The 19039-nt window shown below is 64.2% G+C and carries 20 protein-coding genes and 1 pseudogene; 14 read left to right on the forward strand and 7 right to left on the reverse strand.

The window, feature by feature from the left end:
• Positions 1-5 precede the first annotated feature (5 nt).
• From ACQE2J_RS03075 to ACQE2J_RS03085, 3 genes and pseudogenes are all read right to left on the reverse strand, one after another.
• Complete coding sequence (locus ACQE2J_RS03075; protein WP_135539978.1) at positions 6-806, reverse strand: DedA family protein; 801 nt, start codon at positions 804-806, stop codon at positions 6-8.
• Positions 807-887: 81 nt separating this feature from the next.
• A pseudogene (mgrA, locus tag ACQE2J_RS03080) lies at positions 888-1894 on the reverse strand (L-glyceraldehyde 3-phosphate reductase).
• 168 nt (positions 1895-2062) lie between these two features.
• Positions 2063-2383: a 4a-hydroxytetrahydrobiopterin dehydratase gene (locus ACQE2J_RS03085; RefSeq protein ID WP_425120500.1), complete on the reverse strand. Its 321-nt coding sequence runs from the start codon at positions 2381-2383 to the stop codon at positions 2063-2065.
• A gap of 80 nt (positions 2384-2463) precedes the next feature.
• On the opposite strand from ACQE2J_RS03085, the gene ACQE2J_RS03090 reads away from it, so the two are divergent.
• From ACQE2J_RS03090 to ACQE2J_RS03115, 6 genes are all read left to right on the forward strand, one after another.
• Positions 2464-3849, forward strand: a complete 1386-nt coding sequence (locus ACQE2J_RS03090) for a GntP family permease (RefSeq protein WP_240689811.1) — start codon at positions 2464-2466, stop codon at positions 3847-3849.
• 333 nt (positions 3850-4182) lie between these two features.
• Positions 4183-5019 (forward strand): GntR family transcriptional regulator, encoded by an 837-nt coding sequence (locus ACQE2J_RS03095; RefSeq protein ID WP_426937041.1) that lies wholly within the window; start codon positions 4183-4185, stop codon positions 5017-5019.
• Positions 5016-6221: an anhydro-N-acetylmuramic acid kinase gene (locus tag ACQE2J_RS03100; protein WP_425120503.1), complete on the forward strand. Its 1206-nt coding sequence runs from the start codon at positions 5016-5018 to the stop codon at positions 6219-6221. Before ACQE2J_RS03095 ends, ACQE2J_RS03100 begins: the two co-directional genes overlap by 4 nt.
• 117 nt (positions 6222-6338) lie before the next feature.
• The gene (locus ACQE2J_RS03105) at positions 6339-7850 is read left to right on the forward strand and encodes a sodium:solute symporter (RefSeq protein ID WP_426937042.1); all 1512 of its coding nucleotides are present in this window, start codon (positions 6339-6341) and stop codon (positions 7848-7850) included.
• On the forward strand, positions 7847-8821 hold the full coding sequence (murQ, locus tag ACQE2J_RS03110) for an N-acetylmuramic acid 6-phosphate etherase (protein ID WP_426937043.1): 975 nt from the start codon (positions 7847-7849) through the stop codon (positions 8819-8821). Before ACQE2J_RS03105 ends, murQ begins: the two co-directional genes overlap by 4 nt.
• Positions 8818-9876: a BadF/BadG/BcrA/BcrD ATPase family protein gene (locus ACQE2J_RS03115; RefSeq protein WP_426937044.1), complete on the forward strand. Its 1059-nt coding sequence runs from the start codon at positions 8818-8820 to the stop codon at positions 9874-9876. Before murQ ends, ACQE2J_RS03115 begins: the two co-directional genes overlap by 4 nt.
• Positions 9877-9955: 79 nt before the next feature.
• Here the strand turns inward: ACQE2J_RS03115 and ACQE2J_RS03120 are convergent, their stop codons facing one another.
• The gene (locus ACQE2J_RS03120) at positions 9956-10489 is read right to left on the reverse strand and encodes a GNAT family N-acetyltransferase (protein WP_205683345.1); all 534 of its coding nucleotides are present in this window, start codon (positions 10487-10489) and stop codon (positions 9956-9958) included.
• A 141-nt stretch (positions 10490-10630) separates the two neighbouring features.
• On the opposite strand from ACQE2J_RS03120, the gene ACQE2J_RS03125 reads away from it, so the two are divergent.
• The 4 genes from ACQE2J_RS03125 (at position 10631) to ACQE2J_RS03140 (ending at position 12949) form a co-directional block, all read left to right on the forward strand.
• Positions 10631-11950 (forward strand): FAD-dependent oxidoreductase, encoded by a 1320-nt coding sequence (locus ACQE2J_RS03125; RefSeq protein ID WP_426937045.1) that lies wholly within the window; start codon positions 10631-10633, stop codon positions 11948-11950.
• Positions 11951-12038: 88 nt separating this feature from the next.
• Positions 12039-12290 (forward strand): PspC domain-containing protein, encoded by a 252-nt coding sequence (locus tag ACQE2J_RS03130; RefSeq protein ID WP_426937046.1) that lies wholly within the window; start codon positions 12039-12041, stop codon positions 12288-12290.
• A 148-nt stretch (positions 12291-12438) separates the two neighbouring features.
• Positions 12439-12681, forward strand: coding sequence for a DUF2249 domain-containing protein (locus ACQE2J_RS03135; RefSeq protein ID WP_426937047.1), 243 nt, complete (start codon positions 12439-12441; stop codon positions 12679-12681).
• 4 nt (positions 12682-12685) lie between these two features.
• On the forward strand, positions 12686-12949 hold the full coding sequence (locus ACQE2J_RS03140; protein ID WP_426937048.1) for a hypothetical protein: 264 nt from the start codon (positions 12686-12688) through the stop codon (positions 12947-12949).
• A gap of 31 nt (positions 12950-12980) precedes the next feature.
• Here ACQE2J_RS03140 and ACQE2J_RS03145 read toward each other — a convergent pair whose 3' ends face one another.
• Both ACQE2J_RS03145 and ACQE2J_RS03150 read right to left on the reverse strand, forming a co-directional pair.
• Positions 12981-13454, reverse strand: a complete 474-nt coding sequence (locus ACQE2J_RS03145; RefSeq protein ID WP_426937049.1) for an FABP family protein — start codon at positions 13452-13454, stop codon at positions 12981-12983.
• Positions 13455-13475: 21 nt separating this feature from the next.
• Positions 13476-13934, reverse strand: a complete 459-nt coding sequence (locus ACQE2J_RS03150; protein WP_426937050.1) for a YybH family protein — start codon at positions 13932-13934, stop codon at positions 13476-13478.
• Positions 13935-14096: 162 nt separating this feature from the next.
• On the opposite strand from ACQE2J_RS03150, the gene ACQE2J_RS03155 reads away from it, so the two are divergent.
• Together ACQE2J_RS03155 and ACQE2J_RS03160 are read left to right on the forward strand one after the other, a co-directional pair.
• Positions 14097-14801, forward strand: a complete 705-nt coding sequence (locus ACQE2J_RS03155; protein ID WP_426937051.1) for an O-methyltransferase — start codon at positions 14097-14099, stop codon at positions 14799-14801.
• A 517-nt stretch (positions 14802-15318) separates the two neighbouring features.
• Positions 15319-15756, forward strand: a complete 438-nt coding sequence (locus ACQE2J_RS03160; RefSeq protein WP_426937052.1) for a hypothetical protein — start codon at positions 15319-15321, stop codon at positions 15754-15756.
• 485 nt (positions 15757-16241) lie between these two features.
• Here ACQE2J_RS03160 and ACQE2J_RS03165 read toward each other — a convergent pair whose 3' ends face one another.
• Positions 16242-16490, reverse strand: a complete 249-nt coding sequence (locus ACQE2J_RS03165; protein WP_426937053.1) for a hypothetical protein — start codon at positions 16488-16490, stop codon at positions 16242-16244.
• Positions 16491-16573: 83 nt separating this feature from the next.
• Here ACQE2J_RS03165 and ACQE2J_RS03170 point away from each other — a divergent pair, with 83 nt between their 5' ends.
• Positions 16574-17209: a tyrosine-type recombinase/integrase gene (locus tag ACQE2J_RS03170; protein ID WP_426937486.1), complete on the forward strand. Its 636-nt coding sequence runs from the start codon at positions 16574-16576 to the stop codon at positions 17207-17209.
• 611 nt (positions 17210-17820) lie between these two features.
• Complete coding sequence (locus ACQE2J_RS03175) at positions 17821-18705, forward strand: CPBP family intramembrane glutamic endopeptidase (RefSeq protein ID WP_426937054.1); 885 nt, start codon at positions 17821-17823, stop codon at positions 18703-18705.
• The last annotated feature ends 334 nt before the right edge of the window (positions 18706-19039 follow it).

Here is a 19039-nt window from a genome sequence, read left to right on the forward strand (position 1 = left end):
AACGGTCAGCCCCCGGAGCTGTCGTCGGCAGCCTGCGTCTTCTTCTGTTTGCGGTATTCCTTGGCGAAGCTGAAGACGAAGATGCCGACGATGAGCGCCAGGGTCAGCCACAGCGCGTACTTGTCGATGACCTTGAGGACGTCGACGGCGGTCTCGCCGAGCTGGTAGCCCAGCGCGGTCCAGATGAGGGTGAAGACCACGCAGCCGAGGAGGTCGGCGACGAGGAAGAGGGACAGACGCATCCGCGTCCATCCGGCGGCGAGGTAGACGAGTGTGCCGGGAATGCCCGGGCAGCGGGAGATGACGGTCATGAGGAAGAGCGCCCAGTTCGGGATCTTCTTCAGCTGGTTGATGCGTTTGAGCTGGCGTTCGTTCTGCGCGAAGAGCCGCAGGACCCCGTCACCCCAGCGGCGGCCGGCCAGCCAGAACGCCCAATCGAGTTTCGCCATGCCGATGAATCCGGCGCCGATGACCAGCCACAGCGGGATCTCGCCGACGCGGGCATAGGCGGCCGCGGCGACGATCGAGGTCTTCGCTCCGTTGATGAACTCTTGGGCGACCGGGGCGTGGACGAGCATCCAGGGGCGAAACGGCATGAGCCCGAGATAGATGAGCGGGACGCCGATGATGATGAACAGCAACAGCTTGTCCAGGCCCTGGGCTTTGCCCTTCCAGGGTTTGATCGCGGCCCAGGGGTTCTCCGTGGGAGAGTCTGATGACTCCTGTGCGCTCTCCGATTCCTCTGGCTCTTCGCCACCGTGAGGGATGGGCTCGGCATCCTCACGGGGGATGCGTTCGTCGCTCATCGGGGCTCCTGCCGGTCGTCTGGGAGGTCGGCGCTTACGGTATCACAGGCGGATGAGCCGGTCCGGGTGAGCGCCGGCACGTCACTGCGCGGTGCTGCGGCGGGCATCGCCCCAGATGTCGACGCCGGAGTCGACGGCGTATTCGTCGATTGTCTTGAGCTCCTCGGCGCTCAGGGGCGCTGCGTCGAGGGCCGCGACATTGTGCTCGAGCTGTTCGACCCGGCTGGCCCCGATGACCAGGGAGGACACGCGGTCATCTCGCAATGCCCAGGCCAGGGCCATCTGGGCCAGGGACTGACCGCGGGCGGTCGCGATGTCGTTGAGAGCCCGGATGCGTGCGAGGTTGTCGGCGTTGAGGAAGCCGTCCCTGAACGACGGGGTGCTCTTTCCCGCCCGTGATTCCTCGGGGACACCGCCGAGGTACTTGTCCGTGAGCAGGCCCTGTGCGAGAGGCGAGAACGCGATGACACCGAGGCCCTCGCCCTCCGTGGTCTCGAGCAGTCCGTCGTCTTCGATCCACCGATTGACCATCGAGTAGGAGGGTTGGTGGATGAGCAGCGGTGTTCCCAGATCCCTGGCGATCTGAGCGGCCCGGGCAGTGTCGGCGGCGGAGTACGAGGAGATGCCGGCGTAGAGCGCACGCCCGGAACGGACTGCCGTGTCGAGGGCGCCGATGGTCTCCTCGAGCGGGGTCGAGGCATCGGGCCGGTGGGAGTAGAAGATGTCGACGTAGTCGAGGCCGAGCCTGCGCAGCGAAGCATCGAGGCTGGCCAGCAGGTATTTGCGGCTGCCGCCCGGACCGCCGTAGGGGCCGGGTGCATGTCCCATCCGGCCTTCGTCGAGATGATGAGTTCGTCGCGGTAAGGGAGGAGGTCTTCGCGCAGCAGTCGTCCGAAGTTGGTTTCGGCCGAGCCCGGAGGGGGTCCGTAGTTGTTCGCGAGGTCGAAGTGCGTGATTCCGAGGTCGAAGGCCCGGCGGACGATATCGCGCTGATTCTGGAAGGCGACGTCGTCACCGAAGTTGTGCCACAGCCCCAGTGAGAGTGCGGGCAGGACGAGCCCGGATCGGCCGACCGGGCGGTAGGTCATCGAGTCGTAGCGGTTCTCGGCGGCTAGGTGCACACGTACTCCTGGGTTTCGCGCGGATGGCTGTATCCCCAGATTAGTACGGACCGCACCCGAAGGCACGGTTCGTACTCGGCCGTACCGTTCGTGGCCCCAGCTTGCCGGTGCCCGGTGCGGTGGCGGTTGCGCCCGTCAGTCCGCGTTCGGGTCCGCCTTCACCCCGGCCGAGGCGGCCAGCTGGCTGATCGTGCCCGCGAGGTCGAGGTCGCGTTCGGTTACGGCATTCGTGTCGTGGCTGGTCAGCTGGATGTCGACGTGGGGGAACGTCAGGGTGATGTCGGGATGGTGGCCGGCATCCTCGGCGGCTGCGCCGATCTTATTGATGAGGTCGAGGCCGGTCGCAAAATCACCGGTGAGCAGTCGAGTGCTGATCGTGTCATTCCGAGCCTGCCAGTCGGCCAGACCATTGTTGTTGAGGGCGGCAGTCAGGTTCTGTCCGGTATATGCAGTCATGGCTTCATGCTAGGGACTTCACGGTCCCGCGTGAACCCCTTATGTCTGACTCCCGTAGGCCGGGGCGTAACGTTGCGCCAGTGATTGGCTCAACCGCATACCTCGTGACGCTTCTCTTCGCGTCGATCGCGCTTCTCATCCTCCTCATCAACTGGAAGACGAAGCTGCATCCGTTCCTCGCCCTCCTCATCACCTCTGCGGTGACGGCGCTTGCGGCCGGAGAGGAGGTCGGCAAGATCCCGGAAACGATCGTCGCCGGAGCCGGGGACACCCTCGGCGAGACCGGTGTCGTTGTCGCCCTCGGCGCGATGCTCGGTCGGCTCCTGGCCGACAGCGGCGCCATCCAGCGGATCGCAAACCTCGTCATCGAGCACTCCTCACCGAGGGTCGCCCCGTGGATCATGACGGGGGTCGCCTTCATCATCGGTATCCCGATGTTCTTCGAGGTCGGCCTCGTCGTTCTCATTCCGGTCATCTATGCGGTCGCGTCCCAGCTGGAGAAGAAGACCGGCCAGAAGAAGCTGTGGTACCTGCGGATCCTCGTCCCCGCTATCGCCGCTCTCGCCTGCCTCCACGGCATGGTCCCGCCCCACCCGGGACCGCTCATCGCCGTGTCCGGACTGGGCGCAAACGTCGGAACGACGATCGGACTCGGCCTCGTCTGTGCGATTCCCACCGTCATCCTCGCCGGCCCGGTGTACGCCCGCTGGATCGCCCCGCGCGTCAAGCTCGAACCGACCGCCGACCTCATCGACCAATACACCGGAGCCCGCGCCGAGGTGGACTCACGGGAGCTGCGAACGATCCCCATCTGGCTCGCTTTCGTCACCGTCCTCGTCCCCGTCGTCCTCATGCTCGTGCACACCGTGGTGCAGCTCGTGGCGCCGGAATCGTCCTTCGAACCCGTCGCCGAGGTCATCGGCAACCCGGTCATCGCCATGCTGGCAGGAGTCATCTTCGCCGCGATTGCGCTCGGGTGGACCTCGGGCATGGGCGGAGAGCGGATCCGCAGCTCCTTCGGCGGCAGTCTCAAATCAATCGCCGGAGTCATTCTCATCATCGGCGGAGGTGGTGCCTTCAATGAGGTGCTCAAGGATTCGGGAATCGGCGACGCCGTCGTCGGTGCGACCTCTCACCTGGAGATGAACCTCATCCTGCTCGGCTGGTTCATCGGCATCCTGCTGTCGTTCGCCACAGGATCGGCGACTGTGGGAATCACCTCGGCGACCGGCATCGTCGCACCTCTCATCGGTGATCACTCCGGGGCATACGTGTCTCTGGTCGTCATCGCGATCGGTTCGGGCTCGATCGGCCTGAACTGGGTCAACCATGCGGGATTCTGGTTCGTCAAGGAGAGCTTCGGCATGACGATCGGCCAAGCGACGAAGACTCACATGATGGTCCAGACCCTCGTCAGCGTCTTCGGGCTGATCTTCGCCTTCCTGCTCTCGCTCCTCTTCGTCTGACCGCCGTCAGGGAGCCACCGTCGGGCACTCAGAATCCGCCGCCCAAGGCATCCCTCAGGCGGAAAGTGCGTCAGGTAGCGCGAAGCTCGAAAAAGTCGTCGCCAGTGAGAACTTTTTCGAGCTTCGCGTTACTTGAGAGGTGCGTGCACGGAATTTACGTGAGTGGTGACAGGCGGAACGCCCAGCCGCGCCGCGCGCCGCCCGGCCCGGCCTCACCCAGTTCCGCTTCGGCTGGGTTCACCGCGTCGCGTGCTGCGCGGCTCCGTCGGCTCTGCGGCACAAAATAGACCAGTGGTCTTGAATTCAGTGTGTGACCTGTGACTCAATGGTGGGGTGACGAAGTTCCACTCCATCCGGGATCAGCTCCTCGACCGCCTCGAAGAGATGGTCGCTGGCGAACAGTTCCCGCCCGAACGCCAGCTCGCCGAGACGCTGGGCATCTCACGGATGACCCTGCGCCGGGCGATCGACGAACTTGTGGCCAAAGGCGTCGTGAGGCGTCGGCACGGCACCGGGGTCTTCGCCCTCGGCCCGAAGCTCGACCAACCGCTGGCCGCGAGTTCCTTCACCGAGGACATGCTCGCCCGCGGGATGCGACCGGGCTCCCGTGTGCTCAGCTTCGACACCGCTGCGGCCGGAACGCACATCGCCCGCAGGCTCCACCTCGATGCCGGCGAGGAGGTCGTGGCGATCGTGCGCCTGCGGCTGGCCGACGAGGAGCCGATCGCCCTCGAAGAGCTCCATGTCCCGTCCTCCCTGGTGCCGGGGCTGTGCGCCGAGGACCTGGAGAACAGTTCGTTCTACGTATTGCTTCGCGAGCGCTTCGGCATCAGCCTCAACCACAGCGTGCAGACGATCGAACCGACTCTTCTCGACGCTGCCGAGGCCAAGCATCTCGGCGTGGACGAACTCTCCGCCGCGCTGCTGTTCGAACGCGCCTCCCGCGGCTCGGGCGATGTGCCCTTCGAGTTCGTCAGGTCCGTCTACCGCGGTGATCGCTACAAAGTCCGCACCGAACTCACCGTCCCCGACCGCACATCCGTCGTTTCGGGACCAACCGACACCGAAACCGACCATGTGAACCCCGACTACACACCCGTCGGTTCGGGACCGACAGACAACAAATCCGACCACGCGAACCCCGACCACACGGGAGACGACCAGCCATGATCATCGCCGGACTCATGACCGGAACCTCCGCCGACGGCCTCGACCTCGTCATCGCCGAGTTCCTGCCCGACCCCACCGTCGGCTCCGACCTCGTCGGCGCGGACCCGAGCACTCTGGACGTGCGCATCCTCGCTGAACGCGAAACCCCGTTCGACGAGGAGCTCGGCGCCGACATCCTCCGCCTCCTGCAGCCGGCCGACATTCCCCTGTCCCTGGTCAGCAGCGTCGACGCTCGGCTCGGACGCTTCTCCGCCGAGGCTCTGTCCGAACTCTGCGCCGAGCACGACCTGCGCCCCGACCTCGTCGTCTCCCACGGGCAGACGGTCCGGCACGACATCAGCGACGGGCACGTCACCTCGACCCTCCAACTCGGGCAGCCGGCCTTCATCGCTGAGAGGCTCGGCGTTCCCGTGCTCTCCGACGTGCGTTCCCGCGATGTCGCCGCTGGCGGTCAGGGTGCTCCGCTCGTCGGGATGCTCGACTCCCTGCTGCTGGCCGATGCCTCTGCTGCCACCGCGGTGCTCAACCTCGGAGGGATCGCGAACATCACCGTCGCTGCCCCCGGTCAGGACTCCATCGCCTTCGACACGGGACCGGCCAACGCCCTCATCGACGTCCTCGCCCGCCGCATCACCGACGGCACGCAGAACTGCGACCGGGACGGTGCGCTCGCCGCTTCGGGCACCGTCGATGAGGCGCTGCTGAGCGACTTCCTCACCGAGCCCTACTACGGGCTCCCAGCCCCGAAATCGACGGGCAAGGAACTCTTCCACGCCGTCTACCTCGACTCCTTCCTCGACGCCCACCCCCACCTCGGCGAGCGTGATCAGATCGCCACGGTCACTGCGCTGAGCGCGCGCACCATCGCCGAGGCGTGCCGACGTCACGATGTCACCACCGTCATCGCCTCCGGGGGTGGGACGAGGAACCCGGAGCTCATGCGCCTCCTCGGCGAGGAGCTGGGTGCAGGGGTCGAACTCACGAGCACCGACGTCGCTTTCGGGCTGCCCGAAGGAAGCAAAGAGGCTCTGCTCATGGCACTCATCGGGTGGCTGAGCTGGCATGGCCTCGACGGCACCGAACCGAGCCTGACCGGGGCGACCGGCCCGCGCATCGCCGGGCGATTCACCCCCGGGCCCGGGCCGCTGCGCCTGCCCGAGCCGCTCCACCGACGACCGATCCGGCTGAGACTGACCGACTGAGACTGACCGACTGATCAGGCGGCCCATCCAGCAGCGCATTCCATCCCGGCCACAGCACGACCCGCCCCAACCACAACACGACCCACCCGATCCACCCCCTCTATCAAGGAGAGACCAATGCAGATCATCGACCTCCTGGTGATCATCGCCTATCTCGTCGCAACGGCGTGGCTGGGACTGGCGTTGAGCGGAAAGCAGAGCAACCTCAAGGGCTACTTCCTCGGCGGCCGCGACCTGCCGTGGTGGGCGGTGTGCATGTCCGTCGTCGCCACCGAGACCAGTGCCCTGACGGTCATCGGCATTCCGGTCATGAGCTACCTCGGCGACCTCAACTATCTGCAGCTGGGCTTCGGCTACATCCTCGGCCGCGTCATCGTCGCCTTCTTCATGCTTCCGCGCTACTACGACGGTGAGATGGTCACCGCCTACGCCTACCTCGGCAAGCGCTTCGGCACCTCGACCCAGACGACGGCGGGTGTGACCTTCCTCTTCACCCGTCTCCTCGCCGACGGCATCCGGGTGCTCGCCTGCGCCATCCCCGTCAAGGTCATCCTCGACGGGCTCGGCATCCACACGAACTACTTCGTCATCATCGTCGTCCTGTCCGTGGTCACGATCGCCTACACCTTCATCGGCGGCATCAAGGCCGTGGTCTGGGTCGATGTCGCACAGATGTTCCTCTACGTCATCGGCGGTCTGCTCACGATTGTCGTCATCTCTGCGGCGGTGGGCGGCAGCTGGCTCACCGACGCGATCGACGCGGGCAAGCTCAACGTCTTCGTCTTCGAAGGCAACCCGCTCTCCGCGGACACGTCGTTCATCCCCTCCTTCCTCGGCGGTGCCGTCTTCGCGATGGCCTCCCACGGCTCGGACCAGCTCATCGTCCAGCGTCTGCTCTCCTGCCGGTCGAAGCTCGAGGCGCAGAAGGCCCTCATCTGGTCCGGTGTCGTGGTCGTCGTCCAGTTCGCCGTCTTCCTCGCCGTCGGACTCGCTCTCTGGGCCTACTACAACCACGCGCTGCCCGCCGATCTCGGCCTGACCCGCGACGACGAGATCTTCCCCCGTTTCATCATCGAAGGCCTGCCCACGGGAGTCTCGGGGCTGCTGCTGGCCGGCATCCTCGCCGCCGCGATGTCGACGCTGTCCTCCTCGCTCTCGGCACTGTCGTCCTCGACCGTCAACGACGTCTATGCGAAGCTCAAGCGCACTCCGATGACCGATGCGCAGGGCTTCACGGTCGGGCGTTGGGCGACGATCGGTTGGGGCGTGGCCTTCATCCTTCCGGCCACCGTGTTCCAGTCCGATGAGGGCAACATCGTCATCCTCGCCCTCGGCATCGCCGGCATCACGTACGGCGGTCTGCTCGGCGCGTTCGTCTTCGGCATCGTCAACAAGCGGGCCCGGGCCGTGGACGCGAACATCGCATTCGCTCTGGCCGTGGCCGTCAACGCGTTCTTCTTCGTCATGGAGAAGTACGTCACCGGTGAGGTGTGGGTGGCGTGGCAGTGGTATCCGCTGCTCGGCGTCCTCGTCACCTTCGCCGTCGGCGGCCTGCTCGGCCTGCGTCACAAGACGCGGGTCGTCGAAGAGCCCGCCATCGCCGAGGCGGAAGGAAGCAACCGTCCATGACCTCCTCCCAGCGTCGGCTCTCGCCGACCGAGCAGCGCAATCCCGCGAGCTCCGGACTCGACGACCTCGACACCCTCGGGGTGCTGCAGGTGCTCAATTCCGAAGACCGCGCGGTCATCGACGCGGTCGCCGCGGCCCTGCCCCAGTTGGCCGAGCTCGTCGACATTGCGGCAGAGCGCCTGTGCCGAGGCGGTCGTGTCCACTACTTCGGCGCCGGTACGTCGGGTCGGCTCGGTGTCCTCGACGCGAGCGAGCTCCTGCCGACGTTCAACCTCGAACCCGGCCGGGTCATCGGGCACATTGCCGGCGGCCGGGCGGCCCTGGTCAACGCGGTGGAGAACGCCGAGGACTCCGAGGCCGACGGACGCGCAGTCGGGACCGAACTCGGACCCGATGACGTGGCGATCGGCATTGCCGCCAGCGGGTCGACGCCCTACGTGGGCGGGGCACTCGACGCGGCTCGGACCGCGGGCGCGCACACGGTGCTCATCTCGAACAACCCGTATGCCTCCCTGGCCGACAAAGCCGAGGACCACATCGTGCTGGACACCGGGCCCGAGGTGATCACGGGATCGACGCGGCTCAAGGCCGGTACCGCGCAGAAGCTCACCCTCAACGGGTTCTCGACCGCGCTCATGGTCGCGTTGGGGCGGACGTGGGACAACCTCATGGTCTCGGTCGTCGCGACGAACGAGAAGCTGCGCGAACGCACCGTCCGCATCCTTCGGGAGGCCGCTGACCTCGACGAAGCGGAAGCGAGGTCGCTGCTGGAACGCTGCAACGGCGATCTCAAGACCGCCATCGTCGTCTCCTTCACCGAGGCGGCCCCCGCCCGGGCGGCTTCGACACTGGAGTCCCATGATCGTTCGGTCAGAGCCGCGATCGCCGAACTTGTCGGGACGAGCACATCGTCCGAAGCCGGTGACAGCTCCGGACCGGACAACGCCGGCCCGGGTACCGTGGGCGCATGACCCTGATCCTCGGCATCGACATCGGCGGCACCGGCAGTCGCGCCGCGCTCGGCGAGGTCGATGAAGCGGGCTCTGCCCCACGCGTCATCGCCCAACTCACCGGCCCGCGGATCGAGATCGGGCCGAGCGGCAGCAACGTTCTTCATGTCGTCCGGGAACTTGTGAGAACGGCGTCGGAGACGTGGACTGGCCGCTTCTGTGAGGTGGGCGGCATCGGCATCGGTGCGACCGGCATCGCCTCTCTTGCCGAGGATCCGTCCGATGTCCTGGCGGAGATCTCAGCCGACCGCTGTGTGCCTGCGGTTGCAGCCATTGACGCAGTCACCGCCCAGCTCGGAGCGCTCGGCGGGACCGGTGGGGCGATCACTGTGCTCGGAACAGGGGCGATTGCCATCTCCCATCCGGGCCCGGACGAGACAGGTAACTGGTCTGCCGACTGGTCGCGAGCCGACGGCTGGGGCCACCTCTTCGGCGATCGCGGGGGAGGAGCGTGGCTGGGACGTCATGGTCTCGAACTCGCTCTGCGCACTCACGACGGAATCGACGAACACGGACGCACACTGCTCGAGGCGGCCACCCGAAGATTCGGTTCTCCCGCCATGTGGCCGAGCCAGTTCTATACGCGCAGCGACCGAGCCGGGCTGCTCGCCGAATTCGCCGTCGACATCGCCGACTGTGCTTGCTCCGGCGACGCGACATCTGCCGATCTGCTCCGCGAGGCAGGGAGAGAAGCCGCCCGCAGCGCGCTCGCCGTGGCACGCGCCGCCGACTCCGGGGGCCGATCATTCCCGATTGGCGAGGGCAGCACATCCAGTGCTCCCGTATTCTCGCTGCACGGCCGGACTGCCGATTCGCCGATCCGCATCGCGCTCACCGGGGGACTCGCGGCCGCCGGCGGCCGCCTCGTCGAGGGATTCCGCACCGAAGCAGCACGTCTGCACCCGAACGTCACCATCCTCGAGCCCGCCGGCGGGCCGCTTGATGGCGCACTCACGCTCGGCCGCCTCGGTGCCGGTGGGAAGCTGAGTGCACAGGAACGGACCGTCTGGACCTGACAGGGCCTCAGGTAACGCGAAACTCGAAAAAGACGTCGCTGGAGACGACTTTTTCGAGTTTCGCGTTACCTGAAGCGAATCAAGCCCGTCCCGGCCGCACCATCCGCACCTCGCGGACGCCGTCGTACTCGTCGGTCTTGACGGTTCCATCGGCGACGAACCCGTTCTTTGCATAGAACGCTTGGGCCCGGGGGTTCGGGTCGGCCACCCACAGAGCCGTTGTTGCAGAGGGGTCGAGGACGGCGTCGAGGAGGTCCTGCCCGACACCCGTTCCGTGTACGGATCGATAGGCATAGAGGACGTAGAGGTGCCGATCCTCGGGGCGAAGCGCCTCGGTGCCTCCGCCGGCGGGTTCGCCATCGTTTTGCGGGGGACCGGACATGGCGATGCCGACGATCTCACCGTCGTGCTCGGCTGCCGCGCAGATAAACGCAGATGGGGCCGCCTCGGTGAGGATGTTGGTCCACATCTGCCGCCGTCGATCGATGAAGTCGGGGGCGTCGAGCAGCTTGTCGGGCATGATCCCGCGGTAGGTCTCGAGCCACGTGTCGACATGGACGCGCGCCATGGCGGCGGCATCGGCGGGGACGGGGCGTCGGACAGTGGGAGCCATGACTGGATGTTACCTGAGGGCACAGGCTGCCGGAGTGCGCTTCGGAAAGGCGATCCCGCGGATCGACGCCCGAGACCTATACCCAGCAGCAGCCTCGGAGTCTACTCTGGACACTGGAACCAACCAGCGGAGGAGGGTGTCATGGCCGACACCGAACACGCAGACTGCATCATCGCCGGAGGTGGTCCGGCCGGAGTCGTCGCAGGGCTTCTGCTCGCCCGCGGCGGTGTGAAGGTCATGGTGATCGAGAAGCACACCGACTTCTTCCGCGACTTCCGCGGCGACACCATCCATCCCTCAACCCTGCGGCTGCTCGACGAGCTCGGACTCTACCGCGAGTTCGCCCGCATCGCTCACCGCCGCGTCGAAGGCGTGACACTCACCGGCCGAGACGGCAACGATGTCCTCCTCGCCGACTTCACCCGCCTCGACCTGCCCCACCCGTTCATGACGATCGCACCCCAGTGGGACTTCCTCAACCTGCTCGCGAAGGCCGGGGAAGCCGAACCGAACTTCGATCTGCGGATGGGCGTCGAGGCCACCTCGTTGATCTGGGACGGCGATCGTGTGGCCGGTCTGCGTGCGCGCACCGAGGCGGCCCCACCGACCGAGGCCAGCACCATCCCGACAGAGGGAGCCGCCGCGAAACCATCTGATATCGCCCAGGCAGGGCCGTTCGAGTTCCGGGCCCCGCTCGTCATCGCCGCCGACGGCCGGTGGTCGAAGACCCGCGCCGAGGTGGGGCTGTCCGTGCGTGAGCTGTCGTCGACGATCGACGTGTGGTGGTTCCGCATCGACACCGAGGCGGATCTGCCCGACTCCGTGGCTCCGCGAGGTGGCGACGGCAAGGTCTTCGTTGCGATCCCGCGCAAAGGTCATGTCCAGATCGCCCGCCTCATCCCGAGGGGTGCCGACGCCAGACTCCGCGCCGAAGGCATCGAGGCGCTGCGCGATGCCGTCGCCGAGACCTACCCGCAGCTTGCCGGGGACGTCGGCGCCGTCGAACTCGACGATGTGAAGCTTCTCGACGTTCGCCGGAACGAGGCCAGGCGATGGTTCGCCGAGGGGCTGCTGTGCATCGGCGATTCGGCGCACGCGATGAGTCCGCTCGGGGGAGTCGGGGTCAACCTCGCGGTGCAAGACGGAGTCGCCGTCGCCCGGGTGCTCGCAGAACCGCTGCGCTCAGGAACGGTCAGCCCGGCGGATCTGCGACGTCTCCAGCTCAGACGGCTGCCGACCACCCGTGCCGTCGAACTTCTGCAGTCGGGCATCCACCGGATGGTCGAACCCGCCGTCCACGGTCGGCGCCCCATCCGCCCACCTGCACCGATCGAGTGGCTGCTCACGACTTTTCCCGCACTCACGCGCGTGCCGGCGAGAATCCTCGGAGTCGGCATCACGCCCGAGCACGCCCCGGACTTCGCTCGGCGTGAGGAACCGGCCCTCGAGGGAACACGATGACCGAGGACCGCGGACTCCGGTTTCCCTCACTCTGCTTCGACGGTCAGCACCAGTGCCTCAGCACATACGGGTCCGTAGAGTCTCAGGTATGAACTCAATCTTCGACTCCATCCGCAAAGTCAGTTTCCGTCGCGGTCCCGACCGCATCCTCGGTGGTATCGCCGGGGGCCTCGCCGAGGTGACCGGCATCAATGTCTGGCTCATGCGCCTCATCGTCCTCGCGTCGTTCCTGCTCCCCGTGCTGGGAATCGGTGCCTACCTCGTCGCATGGGTCCTCACCCCGTGGCAGGACGATTCGATCCCGCTTCAGCAGGTCTTCGGGGGCCCTTCGATTCGCTGACATCTCGTCACCTGATTCGGTGAGTGTGTCTGCGAACGTGCAGTTCAGGCCGGGTGCCGACGATGTGGGTTGCGCTAGCATAATAAACACGGAATGGTACCGTGAAAAATGCAAAGTGAAATCCCACGCGTGATGAAGGAGAACTGCCATGAGCAAGGAAATCGAACTGGATGTGCGGGCTGAGGTTCCTGCACGCCGTCACGAGCTGATCTTCGAGACGTACAACAACCTTGCGGTCGGCGATGCATTCGTACTCGTCAACGACCATGACCCGAAGCCTCTGTACTACCAATTCGCCGCCGAACAGGCTGGGAAGTTCACCTGGGACGCGATCGAGGAGGGCCCGGAACGCTGGCAGGTGCGCATCGGCCGAACCGAACCGTCCGCGTGACCGCATGCAGGCAGATTCGACGGCAGCAGACGAGATGGTCGCTTCACTGACCGCCGTATTGGCGAAGAGCCTGCGGGCGTTGGGCAAAGCCGGTCAACCCGATCAAGCCAGTCGTCTGGCTGCCACCGGTTGGTCGGTACTGCGGCACGGACACCCACGCGAGGCCGAAATGATCAACGGAACGATGCACTACCTCGCGCGGCTGCCCGGGTCGCCGACCTCCGGCGAACTGGCGCAGGCCGATTCGCACTCGACCACGGAGAACTGAATATGCGCAGGATCGGCTGAGTCGCGGAGGCTCAGCCGATCCTGTGCATCTGCGAGGCCAGATGGTGTCTCATGGGCACGCCTACGGCGGCCATGGCGAAGCTGGTCGTGAGGGCGTCTGCGGACAGTTCGATTCGCCGCGTGGTCGACTCGACGTGCTTTGCCGAACTCGCGCAGTTGACCTGGGAACGCAACTCGCAGGTGAAGCCATCGGCCGTCACGGTCAGCGGGCCTTCGGCGAGTTCGGTTTGTCCGGTCGGCTGGGCAAGCACGAATTCCACCTGTGAAGCGTCGACGATCCGCAGGTAGCCGGTCTCTGTGTGCATCGGCGCTCCGGCCGGTGACCAGGTCTTCTGCACATAGTGGAGGAACGGTTTGCCGACGTCGGTGAACGTCACTTCTTCTGCGTAGTCGAATGGTTCGATCGTCGGATACTCGCCGTGGCCTTCACCACGCCAGGTTCCGAGAAGACCCGAGACGCTCTCGAGTCCGGGATGCAGTGTCATGGCTCTTTCCTTCCGGTCCGGTCAGTCGGAGGTTCGCTTCTTGTAGTGGATCGCACTGCGACCTTCGGGCAGATTGATGTGCGTCTGTGCGCTGGGTTCGATATCTGTGTTCTGCGCCGTGACGGCGATCCACCCGTCCTTGCGGCGTTCGAGGACGAAAGTGAATACTCCGCGGCGGTCACCGGCCGGCTCGCCGGCGGGTGCGACCTGGCCCGTGAGGTGCCATCCCGCTTGGACGACTGCTGCATCTGTGCCGACGAGGCGAGTTCTCGGTTCGTCCATGCTGATCCGTGAGTTCGGGAAGATGTGGGCGAAGCCGAATGCGTGTGCGTCGCGGATGTTCGCTCGGTCGTGCCACCAGAGGCCCACCACGTTGACGAACTCGGCGTCTTCAGCGAACAGATCAGCCAGATCATCGGCATCGGCTCGGTTCCACGCGTCTTCCCATCCGGTGACGACGTCTTCCGGAGTCTTCAGCATGGACATCCTTCCTATCTGCGGTGATCACCGTGAGCCGGGACCGGTGGCTTTCGGCGCGAATGCGAACGAAGTCATCTCCCAATTACACCAGCAGGGTCGTGGAACTGCGAACAACTTCTCTCTCAACCGCGACGATTGTCTCTGGTGCGCAAGAATGTAGGTATGGACGACTCCGAATCCCCAGCACCGACCAATCGCTACCCGGCATCGGACGAATGGCACGCGGTCGACAGGTACTTCGCTTCGACTCTGCTTGAAGAGGACGGTGTTCTGACCGAGGCTCGACGGTCGGGCGCTGTGACGACGATGCCGAATGCTGAGGTTGCCGCAAACCAAGGGGCCTTCCTCAGCCTGTTGGTGAAGATCGCGGACGCCGAGCGAGTTCTCGAATTCGGCACCCTGGCAGGCTACTCCACTATTTGGTTCGCCCGGGCGGTCGGTGAAAATGGGCATGTCGTCACGCTCGAAATCGAACCGGATAACGCAGCAGTCGCCGAGTCGAACTTCCGGACCGCTGGAGTTGCAGACCGAATCGAAACGATCATCGGACCGGCGGCAGAATCGGCGGCGCAATTGATGAGCGACTGTGTTGAGCCGTTCGACCTTGTGTTCATCGACGCCGATAAACCGAACAATCCCGTCTACCTCGCCGCCGCGCTCGATCTCACACGGCCCGGTTCGGTGATCGTCATCGACAACGTCGTTCGCGATGGAGCAGTCGTCGACTCCGACAGTGCCGATCCGCGAGTCCACGGCGTGCGACGTGTCGTTGAGGAAATTGTGGCGAACCCTGAACTGGAGGCCACTGCGCTCCAGACCGTCGGTGAGAAGGGCTGGGACGGGCTCATCATCGCCTTTCGGCGATGAGAAGACAAGCGTTGGTGCTGTTCACTTGGCCAGCGGCATCCTGCGGTCCACCTCGATCGGTTCCAGGACGAACGTGGGCGCGTCGAGGAATATCCAAATGGAGCCCAGTTTCGAATCGACAAGCGTGGCCCGCCGACCCGGTGGAAGATTTCGTGCGTGAGAGTGAGGGCGAGCTGACATCGCACTCAAATGACAATCGGCGGTTCGGATGAACCGATCCGCCGACCTCAGCACCCGTTCGGACCTGGGTGAGGGGGTGGGTCCCGGATCGAACCCACGACCCACGGTTAAGAAATCATTGATTTCGTGAGTATTCGTAGGGTGCTGTTCGCCTCTAGATTTCGGGGAGAAGCGGCCCGCCCTCTCGATAACGGTTCCATTAGTTTCCGTGGGGTTGCGTTGAAAACGATGGGTAAACGTGGGGCGAGTCAAGCCGTCTTTGACTGAGCGCCTAGGGGGAGAGGCAGACTCGACGGAGAGCTTAAGAAACCGATCCAATACCCCTGGAGATAGCCTCATGACCGATACGCACTGGGAGACAACCGCCCTCCCTATCCTCGAATATTGCGTCGGGCGCGTACTCGCCAACGAAGATCCTCCGGACATGGAAACTATTGCGAAGTCTCTCGAGCTCGACCGGCCGGACGTTCAAACCGCCCTCGCGCTTTTGGCGAATGAAGGCTACATCGACACTGAGCGTGCTTGGGGAGGGCCAATCGGTCTAACCAAGGTCAACTCCACTGGTGTCCGAGCGGCGGGGCAATGGCCGAGCAGCAACAACGAAGTGTTCGGTAACGCTCTCGTCGAAGCTCTCGACAAGCTGGCGTCCGTCGAGCGCGACGAAGAGAAGAGTCGAGCCCTCCAAGCTGCGGCGCACGACATTCGGAACATCGGCGTCAATGGTGCGGGACAGGTACTCGGGAGCTTTGTGAGGGGTCTTATCGGCCTGAGCTGAGCACCGCGTAAGCTTCGCGCCCGCGTTTTCGCACCGGGCACCGTAGCGGGGTCAGTCGTGGCGTAGTTGGTCGGGTCCACCTCGTGCCCGGCGAGCTGGTGGCGGAACCACGGATCAAGCTGGTCGACGCTCTGCACCGCCGGTTCCATGCCGGCCTGTGTTGGGAACTCGAGGTACTTGTCGTGGAACGCTCGCCCGACGATTGCGCGATCCGGCTCTGGCAGGTTCGACCGCTCGGCCAGGTCTCCGAGCCGGGGTAGCTCGGTCTTGGCCGCGTCAGCGGTGACTTCCGCTACCGCCCGGAAGAGCTCATCGGTCGTCGGCAGAGAGGGCCGAGGCGAGTCACCGGCCGCCGTCTGCGCGCCGGTGAGCTTCGCCCAGCCTATGACCGTGGCGGCCGGTATGCCGGTCTTCCGCGCCGCCTCGTGGTCCGTGCTCTTGGTAGACGGCCAGGGCGTGTGCCAGGTCTGTAGGGGAGTGTCCAGTCATGGCGTTGTTTCTTTCTTGTCGAGGCCGAGCTGAGCGGCTAGAGCTCCGAGCAGTCCCTTCGCGGCACTGGCCTCGGTGTCGTGCTGGTCGAGCAGCGTGTGCTTGTCGATGATGAATCCGAACGCGACGGCGAGGTCTCGAATGTCTCGTGGCGACGGGTGCGGCAAGTGGAGGACCTCGCCCTGCGCAATCGTCTGGATCGGGCTAAGCATGAGTGAGCGCATCCGCTCGGCATCGTCGAGCAACCGATCATTGAGAGCGGCTCGACGCTTCTTAGCCCTGATCCACCGTCAGGGATAAGAACGGTTCAGTACGCACGTGCAACGACATTTTCACGGACGACCAGGTCGCACACCTGCTACGCACCGTCTACGACGATAAGAGAACCCGAGAAAGCGGACTCGCCGACCTCCTCAGCCTCACCGCGGCTATCGGTCTACGTCTCGGTGAGGCCGGGTTGGTCCGATGGAAGGATCTCGACCTTGACGCTGAAGTGCCGACGCTGTCGGTGGGCGGCAAGCTCGTGCGTGTCAAAGAAGCGAAACCCGGGTTGCAGTCGGAAGACTTTGTGAAGTCCGGGATGAGTACCTGGACGATCCCACTGCCCGTCGACACTGCCGACATGCTCCGTGCCCGTTTTCGGTCGCTCGCCGAACGGAAGCTCCGCGGGAATGCTACTGATGCCGAGAAGACCTTCGTCTTCCCATCCTCGACCCGCTCGATACCCGCCCCGGACAACGTAAACAAGCGAGTAGGGAGAGTGTTCGACGCCGCGGAACTGCCGACGGCGACTAACCACACGCTGCGTAGGACAGTGGAAAACCGGCTCAACCGATCGACATTGAGCGGGTGGGCCATACACAGGCCGTCGCGCACGCTTCGTACTGGGACCGTAGTTCGGTGCCCACCGGAGGGCTCAATGGTCTCAAAGGCTATTCGGCTCCGAACGCTGAGCAGGTTATGAAACTTCGAGGCAAACGCGACGGCGATCTACGTGCGGCGAATAGCTGAGGTGTAGAAGTGGTAGAGGTAGAGCGACCTAAGTTTGGAACATGGCGTTCACACTTGCCACCGCGAGCAAAATAACGTGTTCCACGGGTCACGGAATTCGTGAGGCTGGATACCTTGAAGCTTCGTCCACATTCTTTGGCGTAAGGTCTTCGTCGGGAAAGATTGTAGCCATTTCCCAGCGCTGATGAACAGGGCATCGTTGAAGTCTAAATGAACAGAATCAGATTGCCTTGAACAACATCGAAGGTACCCAAAGAGACTCATAGCAGCCGCCTCGAGAGCATTTGACTATCTCGTTATTCACATTCATCCAACACTGGCTACGTTGTCTCGGGCACCGTCACAAAGAAATTCGCCGGGACAAATATTGCTCCACCGGGATGGGCGCGTTCTTGCGGTGAAATGACCTGGTGATGGCGGTCGTGTTTCAGATCGTAACTATTCAGTTTGAGCGGTTACACATGTCGATAGCCTGACTCTATTGAAACGATGTAGTAGAAAGAGGAGCTCTTGGCCGCAGATACTCGACCTGACAGGGTGACCGGTGTCCCGTGGAGCGCTGTTGTGATCTTCGTGCTGGTGTCGTTTGGCCTGGCATGGTTGGCCATCTTGCCGTTGTGGTTGGTCGACGCTGATGGTTCAACATTTGACGAGCTATCGAGGATTTTGCCATCCGTTATGATGTTCGCTCCGCTCGTGGCAACTCTCGTGGTGATCTTTTGGATACGAGTGCCGCGGGGACAGCGTCTGCGATTCCTCGGTATGTGGCCATTGCGACCGGCGAAGCGGGTCGTATGGTTCATTGTCGCCGCAGCCGTCGCGCCATTGATAATCGTCCTCGCGTGTATCGGTGTCTCATCACTGTTCGGATGGATACAGCTCGATCTGGTGACCTTTTCAGGACTGCAGGCAGAATTAGATGCTCCGATGGGCACGGATGAGCTGCGTCTGGTGATGCTGGTGCAGATCGTAGCTATCCCGTTCGGTGCGATATTCAACGTGGTCGTCACCTTCGGCGAAGAGGCCGGATGGCGTGGCTGGTTGCTTCCGGCTCTTCGGCCACTGGGAGTGTGGCCCGCATTGGTACTCACCGGAACGATTTGGGGACTGTGGCACGCACCTGTCATACTTCTCGGCCACAACTTCAACGAGCCGAACGTCTGGGGGCTTCTGTTGATGACCGTCGGAAGTATCGGGTGGGGAATCGTGTTCGGATGGCTCAGGTTGCGTAGCGGCTCACTGTGGCCAGCAGTTCTCGGACACGGTGCCCTCAACGCCTCGGGCGGTCTTGTTCTCATCGTGGGCATGGCCGATGCCCCAGTCAATCTTGCTCTCGTGAATCCGTTCGGAGTCGCAGGGTGGATCGTCCTGGCAGTTGTGGTGTCCATTCTTGCTTTCGCTGGGCAGTTCAAACGGGAGCCGCAACTTGCGTCGAAGCAAAAAGCGTGACCTGCCGACCCGGTGGGAAATTCCGCGCGTGAGAGTCGGCGTATTTCACACTTAAACGACGCTCGGTGGTTCGGTTGACCCGAACCGCCGACCTGAGCACCCGTTCTGACCTTGGTAAACGGTGGGACTCAGTAGGTACTTCTCAAACCTCGGCAAGCCCCGAAGAATGTCGCGGGATCGACGACACGACGGTCACGGTCCGGAAGCTGCCTCATCGGATTCATTCTCGCCGCCCGTGCGGTCTACGAGCTCGGCTGGTTTGGGGTTGGCATATGAGTTCAGAAGCGGAGCACCACGCTCTGATTCCGTCTGAAGAACGGGCTCACAAGCCGAC

The organism is Brevibacterium sp. LE-L (assembly GCF_050214925.1).
Classification (GTDB): Bacteria; Actinomycetota; Actinomycetes; order Actinomycetales; family Brevibacteriaceae; genus Brevibacterium.